Origin of the sequence: Bradyrhizobium pachyrhizi (assembly GCF_001189245.1) — a bacterium.
Classification (GTDB): Bacteria; Pseudomonadota; Alphaproteobacteria; order Rhizobiales; family Xanthobacteraceae; genus Bradyrhizobium; species Bradyrhizobium pachyrhizi.
This window is the reverse complement of record NZ_LFIQ01000091.1, coordinates 30,479-44,639: the sequence shown is the minus strand read 5'-3', so window position 1 is coordinate 44,639 and position 14,161 is coordinate 30,479. Positions and strand designations below refer to the sequence as shown.

Below are 14,161 nucleotides of genomic sequence, written 5' to 3'. Positions count from 1 at the left end.
TGCAGGGAGACACTAGCATCGCGATTTGTCTGTCTCCAGCCGCGTCAGCCGCGCTCAAGCACCTCGACATCGAAGGTCTCGATCTGCGAGGCGTCGGCGGTCGCGTCGATCGCCGCGATCCGGTCGCCTGAGATCGTGACCCGCAGCACGATGCGCAGCGCGCCGCCGAAGGTGACGGCAACGCCGATCCCGCCGTCGACCAGCGCGGCTTTCGCCGCCTGCGCGCGCCCCTTGAAGCTTTCGGCAACCGCTGCGGCGCCGCGGATGACCGGCAGCGAGCCTAGCCGCTGCGCAGCCTGATCGGCGCGCACCACGACGTCGGGCGCCAGCACCGCCAGCAGCCCTTCGAAATCGCCGTTGCGGGATGCGGCGAGGAAGGCCTCGACGATGCCGCGCTGCCGGCTGAGATCGGCATCCGGTGCGGGCGGCGTGCCCTGCACGCGACGCCTGGCACGGCTGGCGAGCTGCCGCGCGGCGGCCGGCGTACGGCCGACGATCGGCGCGATCTCCTCGAACGGCACCGCGAACATGTCGTGCAGCACGAAAGCCAGCCGCTCGGCCGGCGCCAGCGTTTCCAGCACCACGAGCAGCGCGGCGCCGACGGAATCGGCCATATCGGTCTCGCGCTCGGACGGATTGTCCGCGATCGGCTCCGGCACATGCGGGCCGATCGGCTCCTCGCGGCGCGATTTGCGCGAGCGCAGCATGTCGAGACAGATGCGCGCGACCACCGTGGTCAGCCAGCCGCCGAGATTGTCGACCGCAGCAGCGTCGGTGCGGCCGAGCCGCAGCCAGGTTTCCTGCACGGCATCGTCGACTTCGGCGGTCGAGCCCAGCATGCGATAGGCCACGGCCCGCAAGCGCGGCCGGTTGGCCTCGAACTGCTCGGCCAGAAATTGCTTCTCGTCCATCGGTCACATTCCCTTTGTCCGCTCCGTCATGGCCATGACGAACGAAACTGTGCCGATGTGACAACAGATCGGCGCGGCGCCGTCAAAAGGCAAATCAGGAGAGCGACATGATGAAAGCCCGCATGAACCACCCGGTGATGGTTGTTCCCGAGGCCATGAAGGCGCTGCAGGCGCTGAGCGAGAGCACCAAACAGGCATTGCCGGAAAAGCTGCTGGAACTGGTGCATCTGCGCGCCAGCCAGATCAACGGCTGCAGCGTCTGCGTCGACATGCACCCGAAGCTCGCCCGGCGCGCCGGCGAGACCGACGAGCGGCTGTTCGCGGTCGGCGCCTGGCGCGACGCGCCGTATTTCAGCGAGGCCGAGCGCGCCGCGCTGGCGCTGACCGAAGCGGTGACCCGGCTCAGCGACCGCGAGGATCCGGTGACGGACGCGGTGTGGGACGAGGCTGCCAAGCACTTTGACGAACAGCAGCTCGCGTCGCTGGTGCTCGGCATCGCGGCGATCAACGTCTGGAACCGGCTGAACGTCGCGGTGCGCCAGCCGGTCGGCGCCTGGAAGGTGTGACCTTCTCCCTCTCCCCGCAAGCGGGGCGAGGTGAAGAAACGGCACCGCTAGCGCGCCAGAAACTCCAGCACGACCTCGCAGTAGCGCTGCGGGGCTTGCTCGAACATCGGATGCGTGGTGCCCGGGATCATCTCGGTGCGCGCGCCCTTCACGTTTGCGGCGAGCGCGTGCAGCACCTTCGGCAGCACGCCCTTGGTGTTGGCGCCGCCGACGAACAGCGTCGGTGTCTTGATCGCTTCCGCGTCCGCCTTCGAGAATGGCGGGCGCTGGTCGCGGGTCTGGCCGATCAGCGTGGTCGCATTGTCGCGCAACAGCTGCTTGGAGGTTGCCGGAATCCGCTTCCACGCGCCGGGGCCTTCGAGCGCGTCCATGAAGATCTGCAAGCCGCCGTCGATATCGCCCTTGGCGATTTCCGCCGCGCATGCCGCGAAGCGTGCCGCCAGCGGCGAGGGGCCCGGCTTGAAATCGGGATCGAGGGTCTCGTCAAGCTCGCCGCCCGGCTCGGCAAGGATCAGCTTGCGCAACAGGTCGGGCCGCCGCTGCGCGGCGCGGAAGCAGATATGGCCGCCGCGGGAATGCCCCATCAGGTCGACCGGTCTGGTGTCGAATTTTTCGATAAAGGCGATCACGTCGTCGACGTGCTGCGCGATCGAATAGGTGTCGCCGACGCCGTCCCAATGCGCCGGGAAGAAATGCCGCAGGCTGACCGCGATCACGCGGTGCCGGCGGGTCAGCGGGCCGAGCACCGCCGACCAGATCCGGAAGTCGCACAGCGAGCCGTGCACGCAGACCAGCGGCGGGCCCGCTCCGACATCGAGATAGGGCATGTCGAAACCGTTGACGTGGAGGCTGTGCATTTTGGGCTCGCGGAGAGGCAGGAGATGTTGTTGATTTGGCCGAAGTTCCCACGGAATTCGGGTGGATAGCAACATTCTCCAAGCCTAGATTCCGGATCAACAGCAAGCTCACGCGAGAGCTGAAGGGAACATCTGGAGCGAGCCATGACCGGCCAGCATTTTGCAATCTTCGAAACCATGATCGGCGCCTGCGGCGTCGTCTGGGGCGAGCACGGCGTCACTGGCGTGCAGCTGCCGATGGGCACTGAGGAGAAGACCCGCAAGCGGATATTCCAGCGCAGCGGCGAGGTCACCGAGGCGGCCCCACCGGCTGAGGTGCAGCACGCGATCGACGGTATGATCGAGCTCCTCGCCGGCAAGCCGAACGACCTTGCCGACATCGTGCTCGATCTCGACGGCGTGCCGGAATTCAACCGCGGCGTCTACGATATCGCGCGGAAGATCCCGCCGGGCAAGACCATGACCTATGGCGACATCGCCAAGCAGCTCGGCGGCGTCGAGCTGTCGCGCGACGTCGGCCAGGCGCTCGGCCGCAACCCGTGCCCGATCGTGGTGCCTTGCCACCGCGTGCTGGCGGCGGGCAACAAGCCGGGCGGCTTCTCGGCCAATGGCGGCGTCGTCACCAAGCTGAAGATGCTGCAGATCGAAGGCGCGATCGTGAACCACACGCCGAGCCTGTTCGATTAGGGCGGGGCACGCTCTTATCCTCCCCTGGAGGGGGAGGATCGGTTCGCATGAAATGCGAACCGAGGTGGGGTGAAGGTCTCTCGTATCGGGTGATGCCCGTATGGAGAGATCACCCCGCCCCGCCTCACATCTCACTTCGTTCGCTGTGAGCCGACCTTCCCCCTCCAGGGGAGGGTGGCAGAGAGCGTCTGTCGCGAGTTCAGTTTACCTCACACCGTCTCGCACACAAACCCGTTGCCCTTCCGCCTGATCTTGCCAATCGACGGCGAGGGGAAATGCGCGGGGCAGCACAGCGTGTCGGTGTCGCAATAACGCTCCAGGAAACCGCGACGCGTCTTCGCGGCTTGCGCCTGGTCGACATCGAACTTTGCCGACAGCTCCGGATAGTGCGTCTGGATCGGCGAGTGCATCAGATCGCCCGAAAATACCGCAGTGTCCTTGCCGCGTCCGAAGGCGAAGGCGACGTGGCCCGGCGTGTGGCCGGGCGTCGGCAGGATGCGGGCGTGGTCGCCGATCGCAAAATCATGGCCGACGATCTCCGTCCGCTTGGCCTCGACCACCGGCAGCACGCTGTCCACGAAAGGCGGGACCTCCGCCTTCGCGTTGCTCTCGGTCCAGTAGTCGAACTCGGCCTTGTCGAACACGTAGCGCGCATTTGGAAAGGTCGGAACCCAGCGGCCGTTCTCCAGCCGCGTGTTCCAGCCGACATGATCGACATGCAGATGCGTGCACATCACATAGTCGATGTCACCGACGGAGAAGCCTGCCGAAGCGAGGCTGCGCAAATAGGTCTCGTCGGTCTTCATGTTCCATTTCGGCCGCGCCGGCCGCGGCTTGTCGTTGCCGATGCAGCTGTCGATCAGGATGGTATGGTGCGGTGTCTTCACGACATAGGACTGGAACGCCAGGATCAAGGTGTCGCTGTCGTCGAGCGCACCCGTCGCTTTCATCCAGCCGCGGTTCTCGGCGAGCACGTCCGGCGTCAGCCCGGGCAGCATGTCGTGCGCGGGCAGGAATGTGGTCTCCTGCTCGACAATGCGATGAATGGTGAGATCGCCGGCGGTAAACTTCAGGCTCATGGTGATTCCTTGGCGTTGGCGTTTTCGAGCGAAGTGGAGTCCGGTTCGCGTGAAGAAACGCGTAGGAACGTTCTAGTGCGCGTCGCGCACGGCGGGAATGATGATGTTGGCGAGGATATCCATCGCCGCAAGGCCTTCCTTCGGCTGGCCGTACTGGGCTGCCGTCGTCATCATCACTAGGTCGAGATCGGGAATGACGATGATGCGCTGGCCGCCCCAGCCGAAGGCGCCGATCCATTTTATCTCCTTGCCTTCGGCCAGGGATCGTCCCATCCACCATTGATAGCCGTAGAACAGCGTGCCGCCGAAATAACCGACGGCCTGGAATCGCGGCGCGATCGATTGGGCGATCCAGTCGGCCGAGATGATCTGCTGCCCTTTCCATTGACCGTGATCGAGCACGAGCTGGCCGATTTTCGCGGCGTCGCGTGGCCGGAGCCTGAGCCCGGAAGCGGCCGCGATCTTGCCGTTCTTGTAGGTCTTCCACTCGAGATCGGTGATGCCGAGCGGCTGGAACAGCGCCTCGCGTGCGAACGCTTCAAGCGGCTTGCCGTAGACCTGCTCGACGATGTTGCCGAGCAGATCCGTGCCGCCGCCATTATAGGTCCACAGCGTGTCCGGCGGCGCGGCGATCGGCTTGCCGAGGACATAGCCGATCGGATCGGCATCGAAGGCAAGGTGCGGCTCGTCGTTGGCAGGATCGTTCCAGGGCAGCGTCTCGTCCCATTTGATGCCTGACGACATCGTCAAGAGATGGCGCAGCGTGATGGCGTCCCATCCGGCTGACTTTGCCGGCTGATGTTCGGGGAAGAACTTCAGCACGGGCTCATTGGCATTCGCGATCAGCTTGCGGTCGATCGCGATGCCGACCAGCAGCGACGTCACGCTTTTCGACGCCGAACGCATGTCGTGCTTGGTCGTCGGCGTGAATTCGATGCGCCCCTCCGGCTGCCCCCATGGCTGGTCGATGCCGGCAAAATAACGCTCGAACACTAGCTTGCCGTGGCGCGCCACGACAACGGAATGCACCTCGCTGCTGCGCAAGCCGAGCCGCGCGGCGATGCCGCAAAGCCGTTCGCCGTCCATGCCGACGCTGTCGGGCGTGGCAATCGTCCAGCCGTCGTCGAGCGCGGCCGGCGATCCACAAGGCTGGTTCTGCTGTCCAAGCGCCATGCCGTCGGCCCTCACATCAGTGCCCAGGACGGTCAACGCGAGCACAAGGCTCGCGCCGAAGATATGAAAGAGGGGGAAGCGATCGCGCATTTTGCTTCCCTCCTGCCGTGGTTACGCCGCTGGCGGCGCCGAGATCTTCACCGACGGCCGCTCCAGCATTTTCTGGTAGAAGGCGTCGAGCTTGGGATAGGCCCTGCGCCAGCCGCAATCGGCGAAGCGGAAATCGGCATAGCCGAGCACGCACACGAGGCCGATCTGCGCGATGTCGAACGACGAGCCATCGAGAACATCCGGCCGGTTCTCGAACCGCGCCATGCCGGCCCAGGCCCTGTTCCAGTGATCGTCGTGCCAGGCCTGCCACAGCGAGCCCTGCGGCCGCACCATCTTCTCGTAGCGGCACAGCAGCATGGAATCGAGCATGCCGTTGAGCAGGGAGTGATCGGTCTTCAGCTTCCAGCGCCGCGGGCCGTAGCCCGGGATCAGCCGGCCGCCGCCGAGCTCGTTGAGATATTCGACGATGACATAGGAATCGAGGATGACGTCGCCATGGTCGAGGATCAGCACCGGCAGTTTCTTCAGCGGCGAGATCTTGGAATATTCGTCGTTGGCCGTGCCGGGCGCGACGGTCGCCGGCACCAGCTCGATATTGTCGATCAGGCCAAGCTCGATCGCCGCAATGCGCACCTTGCGGGCGAACGGGGAGGCGGGAGAGAAGGTGAGTTTCATTGGGGAATTCCTTGCGAAAGCTCTTTCCTCTGTCATGGCCGGGCTTGACCCGGCCATCCATGTCTTTGCCTCTGTGGACGACCTAAGACGTGGATGCCCGGGGCAAGCCCGGGCATGACGAATTCAGGAACAGCGTGGGCGCTTACGCCCCAACGATTTCCTGGCGCTGCTCGCCGAGGCCTTCGATGCCGAGCGTCACGACGTCGCCGACATTGAGATATTGCGGCGGCTTCATGCCGGTGCCGACGCCGGGCGGGGTGCCTGTCGTGACGATGTCGCCGGGCAGCAGCGTCATGAACTGCGAGACGTAGGAGATGCACTTCGCCATCGTGAAGATCATGGTCGAGGTCGTGCCGGTCTGGCGGCGCTGGCCGTTGACGTCGAGCCACATCGACAGCTTCTGCACGTCGGCGATTTCATCCTTGGTGGCGAGCCACGGGCCGACCGGGCCGAACGTGTCGTGCGACTTGCCCTTGGTCCACTGTCCGAGGCGCTCGATCTGGAAGTTGCGCTCGGAGACGTCGTTGCAGATGCAGTAGCCGGCGACGTGGTTCAGCGCGTCGGCCTCCGAGACATACTTGGCGCGGGTGCCGATGATGGCGGCGATCTCGACTTCCCAGTCGAGCTTGGTCGAGCCGCGCGGCTTCTCGACCGCGTCGTTCGGGCCTGACAGCGCGGTGTTGGCCTTGAGGAAGAAGATCGGCTCGGACGGGATCGGATTGCCGGTTTCCTTGGCGTGGTCGGAATAGTTCAGGCCGATCGCGACGAATTTGGAGATGCCGGTGACGGGGGCACCGAAGCGCGGCTTGCCGGCGACGGCGGGGAGGGAGGCGGGATCGAGGGCAGCAAGCTTCTTCAGCGACTCCGGCGTGTAGGCGTCGCCGGTCAGGTCCTTCAGATGGGCCGAGAGGTCGCGGAGCTGGCCGGATTTGTCGATCAGACCGGGCTTTTCCGCACCCTTTTCGCCATAACGAACAAGCTTCATGTTGATCACTCCCTACGATGTCCTGAGGATTGTTACTGGTATACCTCGACACGCTTCATGGAACAGCGCGCCGGGAAATTCAACCGCCATGAGCGCGCTGCATTGCTGCCAAGCCTTATTTCAAGGCCATTTCGGTCCGATCAGCCCAGCGCAACGAACCTGAAGGCGTCGCCATCGCGCTTGATGTGGCCGGCATTGAAATGCCCGCCGATCACCAGCGTCGGCGTATTGGCAAAGCGCGAGAACAATTCGCGCCGCGTCGCGGCCGATTGCTTCTGGTCGGAGTCCGCGGTCGATGACCAGTCGAGGTGGTACATCTGGCAGGGATGATGCGCGACATCGCCGGTCAGGAGGCCCTCCTCGCCGCCGGACCTGATGTGGATGCTCATATGGCCGGGGCTGTGTCCCGGCGTCGGGATCAGCGTGATCTCCTCGGTCAGCCGGTGGTCGCTCGGCACCAACTCGGCCTTGCCGGCATCCGCGATCGGCTTCACGGAATCGGCGAACACGGCGGCATGCGCGGGATCGTCGCTATGGTCGCGCCAGTGCTCGTATTCGGTCTTGCCGAACACGTAGCGCGCGTTGGCGAAGGTCGGCACCCATTTGCCGCCGACGAGCTTGGTGTTCCAGCCGACATGGTCGACATGCAGATGCGTGCACAGCACGGTGTCGATGCTGTCGGGCGCAAATCCGGCGGCGGTCAGCTTCTCGAGGAACGGATCGCTGCGGTTGTTCCAGGTCGGCACATTGCGGCCCTGCTTGTCGTTGCCGAGCACGGTGTCGACGATGATGCGGTGCTCCGGCGTCTCCACCAGCAACGAATGGATCGACATTTTCAGCCGGCCCTCCTCATTGGCGAAATGCGGGATCAGCCAGGGCAAGCTCTGGATCTCCTCCCGGCCGGCCAGCGGCAGGATGAAGCGGGTGCTGCCGACGGTCTCGAGCTCGACGACTTTGGTGATCCTGACCTTGCCTACGGTCCAGTGCATGCGGCGTGCCCTCTGTTTCTTGTTGCTCTTGCCGGACCATGCGGGTTTCCGCACGCCGGCGCAATGGATCAAGTCGGCGCCTCCTGCGTTACCGCCTCGTTGGACGAAGGAGTGTGCAATGCCGGAACTCGCAATCTCCCCTGAAAAGGTCGGCTTCTTGATCGAGAAGGCGCGCGAATTCGACGTCAAGGAGGGGCTCGTCGATCCCGACTCCGGCTCGAACGGCGCCGACGACGACATGATCGATGTGCTGGAGGATAACGGCAGGGATCCGGTGGCGCGCGAGATCACCGGCTTCATCGACGCGCTCAGCGAGGACGAGCAGGTCGACCTCATCGCCCTGATGCGGCTCGGCCGCGGCGACGGCACGATCGAGGAATGGGCCGATCTCCGCCGCGAGGCCGCGCGCGGACGCACCGGCCATGTCGCCAACTATCTGTTGGGCGAACCGATGCTCGGCGATCTCCTGGCCGAAGGACTGGACGAGTTTGGCCTGGGGCCGAGCGACGAGCGCATCACGCCGATCCACTGAGGAGCTGCATTGTTCATCTGACCTCGCCCGCGTGCGGCAGGGCAATCGCATTTGGAATGAACCGATTCTTCCGCGCCGTCATGGCCGGGCTTGTCCCGGCCATCTACGTCTTTTCTTTGCGTGGAGACGAAGACGTGGATGCCCGGGACAAGCCCGGGCATGACGAGTTTGTGGGAACTCCGATTGCCTCAAACGGCCATATGCGATTGCCCTACCGCGTGCGGGGAGAGGCAGAAGCTTAACGCGCGCAGTCGACGATCACGGTGCCGATCTTGTCGCCCTTCTCGACGGCGAGATGGGCGTCGGCGGTCTCGGCGAGCGCGAATTGCCCGGCGATATTGTGCACGCGGGTGCCCGACGCCAGCCATTGGGTGATGTCGGCCTGCGCGGCCGCGAGCAGCGGCGGCGGCAGCGCGAACAGCACCAGCGAGCGCACGGTGATGCATTTCTCCATCAATTCGCGCACCGGCAGCGTCGGCGTGCGGTTGCCGTTGGTGGCGTAGACTGCGATCGTCGAGTTCATCGCCATGATCTTCAGCGTGGTCGCGAGATTGCCGCCGAAATCGACGTCGATCACGCGGTCGACACCGCGGTTCTCGGTGAAGGCCATCACCTTCGAGACAACATCCTCGGTCCGGTAGTTGACGACGGTGTCGGCGCCGGCGAGCCGCGCCTCGACGTCCTTGACCTGCGAACTGACAGTCGCAATCACGCGCGCGCCGCCCCATTTCGCCAATTGCACGGCGTAGTGACCGACCGCGCCGGCGCCGCCGGTAACCAGCACCGTCTGCCCCGAGATCGGGCCGTCCGCAAACAGCGCGCACCACGCCGTCATGCAGGGGATGCCGAGCGTCGCGCCGGCCGCGAACGACACGTCCTGCGGCAGCGGCGTCACCAGATAGTCGGCCAGCGTGATGTATTCGGCCGCGGTGCCGAAGGCGCGGCCATTGCGCTGGCCGTTGAACAGCCAGACGCGATCACCGACCGCAAAGCGGGTGACGCCTTCGCCGACCTGGTCGATGATCCCGGCGCCGTCGCTGTTCGGGATCACGCGCGGAAATTCCATCGCGCGATAGTTGCCGCTGCGGCGGCCGACATCGGCCGGGTTGACGCCGGACGCCTCGAGGCGAACCCGGACTTCACCTGGGCCGGCCTCGGGCGTCGGCATCTCGCCGACGGTGAGCACCGTCGGCGCCGCGCCGGTCCGTTCGTACCAGACCGCCTTCATCTAGCGCCCCTTTCCGAAGTTCGTGAACTCGTCCAGCGACCTCTTGCGCGAACTTCGGAAGGCAAGAGGGCGCTAGAAGACTCATGAATCTCTAGTGCCGCTTGACCGATTTGAAGCTCCCAATCGGTCTCGCCGCATACAGTGCAGGAGCTTCAAATCGGCGGCACTAGAGCGTACCTGGGAAGGCGCCGCCATCGAGCAGCAGGTTCTGCCCGGTGATGAAGCCGGCCTTGGCGCCGCACAGGAATGCGCAGGCATAACCGAATTCGTCGGGATCGCCGAAGCGGCCGGCGGGGTTCAGCTTGGCGCGCTCGGCCAGGACCTGCTCGGCCGAGATGCCGCGCTTCTCGGCCTCGGGCTTCGCGGTGCCGCGCAGGCGGTCGGTCTCGAACGGGCCCGGCAGCAGGCCGTTGATGGTGACGTTGTTGATCACGGTCTTGCGCGACAGGCCGGCGACGAAGCCGGTGAGACCGGCGCGGGCGCCGTTGGACAGGCCGAGGATCTCGATCGGTGCCTTCACCGCGGCCGAAGTGATGTTGACGATGCGGCCGAACTTGCGCGCCATCATGCCGTCGACGGTCGCCTTGATCAGCTCGATCGGCGTCAGCATGTTGGCGTCGATCGCCTTGATCCAGTCGTCGCGGGTCCAGTTGCGGAAATCGCCCGGCGGCGGGCCGCCGGCATTGTTGATCAGGATGTCCGGATCGGGGCAGGCCTTGAGCACGGCTTCGCGTCCCGCCGCCGTCGTGATGTCGCCGACGATCTCGGTGACGGTGACGCCGGGGTGGGCCTTGCGGATTTCGTCGGCGGTCTGCTTCAGCGCCTCGGCGCCGCGCGCCGTCAGGGTGACATGCACACCCTCATTGGCGAGCGCGATCGCGCAGGCGCGGCCCAGTCCCTTGCTCGATGCGCAGACGATTGCGCGGCGGCCTTTGATTCCAAGATCCACGGTTCACTCCCTGTGATGTCGGATAGGTTTGTAAAGGTTTGATGGCACCAGTCTAGCGAAGCTCGGCGGCGCCGATAAGGGACGTGCAATGCATTAAGTGCATGCCGGGCAGGAACAAGCGGGTGAGCACCTTGCGGCAAGGCAGGAGGCTAGATGCGTTGCTCGCGCCGCAGCCGCTCGATCGCCATGGTGGCTTCGGGCGGCAGCGAGCGGAATCCGGCCTGTCCGGCCGCGGAGAACAACGGCCGCAATTGCGATCCGTTGAGGAATTGCGGCTGCTTCGCCAGCGGCACCAGCTGATCGAACACCAGCACCAGCGTGGTCACGACGAGACCGACCCTGATGGCGCCGAGCAGCGCGCCGCCGAGGCGGTCGCCGATCCCGATCTCCGAGCCGATGGTGTCGTCCAGCATCGTCCGCGCCATCTTTCCGAGGATGACGCCGATCAGGAGAAAGAGGCCGAACAGCAGCACGCCATTGGGCGGAAACGGCGACGACGGCAGCGTCGCGATGTGGGGCCCGATCATCGCCAGCGCGGCGACCGCAAGCGGCATGGCGACGAGATAGGCCAGGATAGTGACCGCGCTGCGCAACAGGCCGGTCGTGAAGCCGGTCACCACCGCGAACACCAATCCGAGGATGACGGCAAGGTCGAAGAGGTTCATGGATGAGGAATTCCTGCCCCAATCTCCTACTGTCCCCTGGTTGATCAAGCCTGCTTACATCAGGGACAATTGTCGCTATCACTCGTCCGCTTCATCCGGGAACCTGTCGATGTCCGACCTATTCGATGTCAGTAAAGAAATCATCCTCATCACCGGCGCCTCGCAGGGACTCGGGCGGCAATTCGCCCGCGTGCTGGCGGCGCATGGCGCCGCGGTGGTGCTGGCCGCGCGCCAGACCGCGAAGCTGAAAAGCCTCGAGGAGGAGATCAAGGCCAGGGGCGGTCGCGCGGCTGCGGTGCAGATGGACGTCGCGGATATTTCCGGCATCGCGAAAGCGCTCGACGCCGCCGAGGCTGCGCTCGGTCCGATCACGGTCCTGATCAACAATGCCGGCATCGCGATCGAGAAGCTGTCGACCGAGCAGACCGAGGCGGATTGGGACGCGGTGATTGGCGCCAATCTCAAGGGCGCCTACTTCCTCGCGACCGAACTTGCGCGGCGCATGATGGCGCGCAAGCAGCCGGGCAATATCATCAACGTCGCGTCCGTGCTCGGACAAGGCGTGCTCAAGGCGGTGTCGCCCTATGCGATCTCCAAGGCCGGCATGATCCAGGGCACCAAGGCGATGGCGCTGGAACTCGCCGGCAACAACATCCGCGTCAACGCGCTGGCGCCGGGCTATATCGATACCGAGATGAACCATGATTTCTGGTCGACGCCGGCAGGCGAGCGGCTCGCAAAACGGATTCCACAGCGCCGGGTCGGCGCCGAGTCCGACCTCGACGGCGCGATCATGCTGCTCGCCTCCAACGCTTCGCGCTACATGACCGGGACGGTGGTGACGGTGGATGGCGGGTTCTTGCTGAACTAGTCTGGCTTTGTAGCCCGGATGAAGCGCAGCGAATCCGGGGAGCATGCGTGAAGGTCCCGGATTACGTTTCGCTCCATCCGGGCTACGATTCCAACGCATCAAGCCACGAGCACAGCCCGGGGGCCGTCGGCCGCTGTTTCTGGATAATAGAATAATGCCGCTGATTTTGCCCGACGAGTCAAGTCGCCGGGTCGAAGCCGGGAGCCCGCGGCTCCTTTGCATGGGGGTGTTTTCGATATTTTGGCAGGGCCGCCCTGCGACGGCGGTTTCGCGGGGCGGGCAAAGGTGCTCTTGCGCCATGCCCACCCTACGCATTTGGTCACCCCGCCCGCATCTCCGCCCTGATCATGTCGGCCGCCTTCTCGCCGATCATGATGGTCGGTGCGTTGGTGTTGCCGCCGATCAGGGTCGGCATGATCGAGGCGTCGACCACGCGCAGGCCTTCGAGGCCGTGCACGCGCAGCTTTGGATCGACCACCGCGAGCGGATCGGCGGTACCCATCTTGCAGGTGCCGACCGGGTGATAGACGGTGTCGACGCGCTCGCGCAGGATGCTGCGGATGTCGTCGTCGGTGCGGACGTTGGATGTGAAGACATCCTTCTGCTGCAGCGCGCGCAGCGCCGGCGCCTCCATCAGCCGCCGTGTGGTCTTGTAGCCCGCCACCATCGATTCGAGATCGTCTTCCTCGCCGAGGAAGTTCGGGTCGATCAGCGGCGCCTGCATCGGGTCATTGCCGGCCAGCGCGACGCTGCCGCGGCTCTTCGGCCGCAGCAGGCAGACGTGGCAGGAGAAGCCGGTGCCGCCGTGGCGCTTGCGGCCGTGGTCGTCGACCATCGCCATGCCGAAATGCAGCTGGATGTCGGGGATGTCGAGATCAGGCCGCGTCTTCAGGAAGCCGCCGCATTCGGCGAAGTTCGAGGTGAGGGGACCGCGGCGCTCGCGCCGATATTGCATGATGGCGCGGACGAGCCGCGGCATGCCCTTCAGCGAGATGCCGGCGAAGTTCGGATTGTCCGACATGTAGCCGAAGATGAAGTCCGGATGGTCCTGCAGATTTTGGCCGACACCGGGCAGATGATGCACGCTGGCGAGACCGTGCCTGCCGAGCGCCGCGGCATCGCCGACGCCCGACAGCATCAACAGCTGCGGCGACTGGAACGCGCCGGCAGCAAGCAGGACTTCGCGCCGCGCGCGGAGCTGCCTCAACTCCTTGCCCTGCCGGTATTCGACGCCGACCGCGCGCTTGCCCTCGAACAGGATGCGCGTCGCGTGCGCATTGGTCTCGACGTGCAGGTTGGGACGCCTGCCGATATGCGGATGCACATAGGCGCGCGCCGCGCTCCAGCGCTCGCCGTTGCGTTGCGTCACCTGGTAGATGCCAAGGCCCTCATGGTCCTCGGCATTGAAATCCTCGCGGATGCGGAATTGGGCCTCCTGCGCCGCCTGCAGGAAGGTCTGCTGGATCGGATTGCCGGAGCGCAGCTTGTTGACGGCGAGCGGGCCGTCCTTGCCGTGATACTCGCCGTCGAAATCGGAATTGTCTTCCGAGCGCTTGAAATAGGGCAGCACGTCGGCGAACGCCCAGCCGGTATTGCCGAGCGCGGCCCAGTGGTCGTAGTCGGCGCGATGGCCGCGGATGTAGACCATGGCGTTGATCGCCGAGGAGCCGCCGAGCCCCTTGCCGCGCGGCTGGTAGCCGATGCGGCCGTTGAGCCCTTTCTGCGGCACGGTGTTGAAGGCCCAGTTGTTGACAGTGCCGGCGACCATCAGCACCAGCGCGCCGGGCGTGGTGACGATCCAATTGTCATTGGTGCCGCCGGCATCGAGCAGCGCTACCGACGTTGCGGGATCCTCCGACAGCCGCCCCGCCACCGCGCAGCCGCCGGAGCCCGCGCCTATCACGACAAAATCGAATGTGTCAGTCACGCATGTTCCCCCTTAT

15 protein-coding genes are annotated in these 14,161 nt (G+C 65.2%); 4 read left to right on the top strand and 11 right to left on the bottom strand.

Annotated features, from left to right (window positions below; genetic code table 11):
* Positions 1–44 precede the first annotated feature (44 nt).
* The gene (locus AKL29_RS22260; protein ID WP_050385638.1) at positions 45–911 is read right to left on the bottom strand and encodes a sigma-70 family RNA polymerase sigma factor; all 867 of its coding nucleotides are present in this window, start codon (positions 909–911) and stop codon (positions 45–47) included.
* Positions 912–1,021: 110 nt separating this feature from the next.
* Between AKL29_RS22260 and AKL29_RS22255 the strand changes: the two genes are divergently transcribed.
* Positions 1,022–1,477 carry a carboxymuconolactone decarboxylase family protein gene (locus tag AKL29_RS22255; RefSeq protein WP_050385679.1) on the top strand — a complete coding sequence of 152 codons (456 nt, stop codon included), beginning with the start codon at positions 1,022–1,024 and terminating at the stop codon, positions 1,475–1,477.
* A gap of 47 nt (positions 1,478–1,524) precedes the next feature.
* Here AKL29_RS22255 and AKL29_RS22250 read toward each other — a convergent pair whose 3' ends face one another.
* On the bottom strand, positions 1,525–2,334 hold the full coding sequence (locus AKL29_RS22250; RefSeq protein WP_050385637.1) for an alpha/beta fold hydrolase: 810 nt from the start codon (positions 2,332–2,334) through the stop codon (positions 1,525–1,527).
* Positions 2,335–2,478: 144 nt separating this feature from the next.
* Between AKL29_RS22250 and AKL29_RS22245 the strand changes: the two genes are divergently transcribed.
* Positions 2,479–3,021, top strand: coding sequence for a methylated-DNA--[protein]-cysteine S-methyltransferase (locus AKL29_RS22245; RefSeq protein ID WP_050385636.1), 543 nt, complete (start codon positions 2,479–2,481; stop codon positions 3,019–3,021).
* A gap of 209 nt (positions 3,022–3,230) precedes the next feature.
* On the opposite strand, the gene AKL29_RS22240 is transcribed toward AKL29_RS22245, so the two are convergent.
* The 5 genes from AKL29_RS22240 to AKL29_RS22220 all read right to left on the bottom strand — a co-directional run bounded on the left by AKL29_RS22240 (position 3,231) and on the right by AKL29_RS22220 (position 7,973).
* Positions 3,231–4,100, bottom strand: coding sequence for an MBL fold metallo-hydrolase (locus AKL29_RS22240; protein ID WP_050385635.1), 870 nt, complete (start codon positions 4,098–4,100; stop codon positions 3,231–3,233).
* 72 nt (positions 4,101–4,172) lie between these two features.
* Positions 4,173–5,363, bottom strand: a complete 1,191-nt coding sequence (locus AKL29_RS22235) for a serine hydrolase domain-containing protein (protein WP_050385634.1) — start codon at positions 5,361–5,363, stop codon at positions 4,173–4,175.
* Positions 5,364–5,384: 21 nt separating this feature from the next.
* The gene (locus AKL29_RS22230) at positions 5,385–5,999 is read right to left on the bottom strand and encodes a glutathione S-transferase family protein (RefSeq protein ID WP_050385633.1); all 615 of its coding nucleotides are present in this window, start codon (positions 5,997–5,999) and stop codon (positions 5,385–5,387) included.
* A 142-nt stretch (positions 6,000–6,141) separates the two neighbouring features.
* Complete coding sequence (locus AKL29_RS22225; protein ID WP_050385678.1) at positions 6,142–6,984, bottom strand: fumarylacetoacetate hydrolase family protein; 843 nt, start codon at positions 6,982–6,984, stop codon at positions 6,142–6,144.
* 140 nt (positions 6,985–7,124) lie between these two features.
* Positions 7,125–7,973, bottom strand: coding sequence for an MBL fold metallo-hydrolase (locus tag AKL29_RS22220; RefSeq protein ID WP_050385677.1), 849 nt, complete (start codon positions 7,971–7,973; stop codon positions 7,125–7,127).
* A 118-nt stretch (positions 7,974–8,091) separates the two neighbouring features.
* Here AKL29_RS22220 and AKL29_RS22215 point away from each other — a divergent pair, with 118 nt between their 5' ends.
* Entirely contained in the window at positions 8,092–8,505 is a 414-nt protein-coding gene (locus AKL29_RS22215) for a DUF3775 domain-containing protein (RefSeq protein ID WP_028333553.1), read from the top strand.
* A gap of 238 nt (positions 8,506–8,743) precedes the next feature.
* Here the strand turns inward: AKL29_RS22215 and AKL29_RS22205 are convergent, their stop codons facing one another.
* The 3 genes from AKL29_RS22205 to AKL29_RS22195 form a co-directional block, all read right to left on the bottom strand.
* Positions 8,744–9,733, bottom strand: a complete 990-nt coding sequence (locus AKL29_RS22205) for an NADPH:quinone reductase (protein ID WP_050385631.1) — start codon at positions 9,731–9,733, stop codon at positions 8,744–8,746.
* A gap of 166 nt (positions 9,734–9,899) precedes the next feature.
* The gene (locus AKL29_RS22200; protein ID WP_050385630.1) at positions 9,900–10,682 is read right to left on the bottom strand and encodes an SDR family oxidoreductase; all 783 of its coding nucleotides are present in this window, start codon (positions 10,680–10,682) and stop codon (positions 9,900–9,902) included.
* A 149-nt stretch (positions 10,683–10,831) separates the two neighbouring features.
* Positions 10,832–11,347, bottom strand: coding sequence for a CvpA family protein (locus AKL29_RS22195; RefSeq protein WP_050385629.1), 516 nt, complete (start codon positions 11,345–11,347; stop codon positions 10,832–10,834).
* 109 nt (positions 11,348–11,456) lie between these two features.
* On the opposite strand from AKL29_RS22195, the gene AKL29_RS22190 reads away from it, so the two are divergent.
* On the top strand, positions 11,457–12,218 hold the full coding sequence (locus AKL29_RS22190) for an SDR family NAD(P)-dependent oxidoreductase (protein WP_050385628.1): 762 nt from the start codon (positions 11,457–11,459) through the stop codon (positions 12,216–12,218).
* Positions 12,219–12,537: 319 nt separating this feature from the next.
* Here the strand turns inward: AKL29_RS22190 and AKL29_RS22185 are convergent, their stop codons facing one another.
* Positions 12,538–14,145 carry a GMC family oxidoreductase gene (locus AKL29_RS22185; RefSeq protein ID WP_050385627.1) on the bottom strand — a complete coding sequence of 536 codons (1,608 nt, stop codon included), beginning with the start codon at positions 14,143–14,145 and terminating at the stop codon, positions 12,538–12,540.
* Positions 14,146–14,161: the final 16 nt, after the last annotated feature.

What these genes read in the sequence shown, in the direction of transcription:
- AKL29_RS22260 (WP_050385638.1), bottom strand. Translation starts at nt 911, where the DNA reads ATGGACGAGAAGCAATTTCTGGCCGAGCAGTTCGAGGCCAACCGGCCG.
- AKL29_RS22255 (WP_050385679.1), top strand. Translation starts at nt 1,022, where the DNA reads ATGAAAGCCCGCATGAACCACCCGGTGATGGTTGTTCCCGAGGCCATG.
- AKL29_RS22250 (WP_050385637.1), bottom strand. Translation starts at nt 2,334, where the DNA reads ATGCACAGCCTCCACGTCAACGGTTTCGACATGCCCTATCTCGATGTC.
- AKL29_RS22245 (WP_050385636.1), top strand. Translation starts at nt 2,479, where the DNA reads ATGACCGGCCAGCATTTTGCAATCTTCGAAACCATGATCGGCGCCTGC.
- AKL29_RS22240 (WP_050385635.1), bottom strand. Translation starts at nt 4,100, where the DNA reads ATGAGCCTGAAGTTTACCGCCGGCGATCTCACCATTCATCGCATTGTC.
- AKL29_RS22235 (WP_050385634.1), bottom strand. Translation starts at nt 5,363, where the DNA reads ATGCGCGATCGCTTCCCCCTCTTTCATATCTTCGGCGCGAGCCTTGTG.
- AKL29_RS22230 (WP_050385633.1), bottom strand. Translation starts at nt 5,999, where the DNA reads ATGAAACTCACCTTCTCTCCCGCCTCCCCGTTCGCCCGCAAGGTGCGC.
- AKL29_RS22225 (WP_050385678.1), bottom strand. Translation starts at nt 6,984, where the DNA reads ATGAAGCTTGTTCGTTATGGCGAAAAGGGTGCGGAAAAGCCCGGTCTG.
- AKL29_RS22220 (WP_050385677.1), bottom strand. Translation starts at nt 7,973, where the DNA reads ATGCACTGGACCGTAGGCAAGGTCAGGATCACCAAAGTCGTCGAGCTC.
- AKL29_RS22215 (WP_028333553.1), top strand. Translation starts at nt 8,092, where the DNA reads ATGCCGGAACTCGCAATCTCCCCTGAAAAGGTCGGCTTCTTGATCGAG.
- AKL29_RS22205 (WP_050385631.1), bottom strand. Translation starts at nt 9,733, where the DNA reads ATGAAGGCGGTCTGGTACGAACGGACCGGCGCGGCGCCGACGGTGCTC.
- AKL29_RS22195 (WP_050385629.1), bottom strand. Translation starts at nt 11,347, where the DNA reads ATGAACCTCTTCGACCTTGCCGTCATCCTCGGATTGGTGTTCGCGGTG.
- AKL29_RS22190 (WP_050385628.1), top strand. Translation starts at nt 11,457, where the DNA reads ATGTCCGACCTATTCGATGTCAGTAAAGAAATCATCCTCATCACCGGC.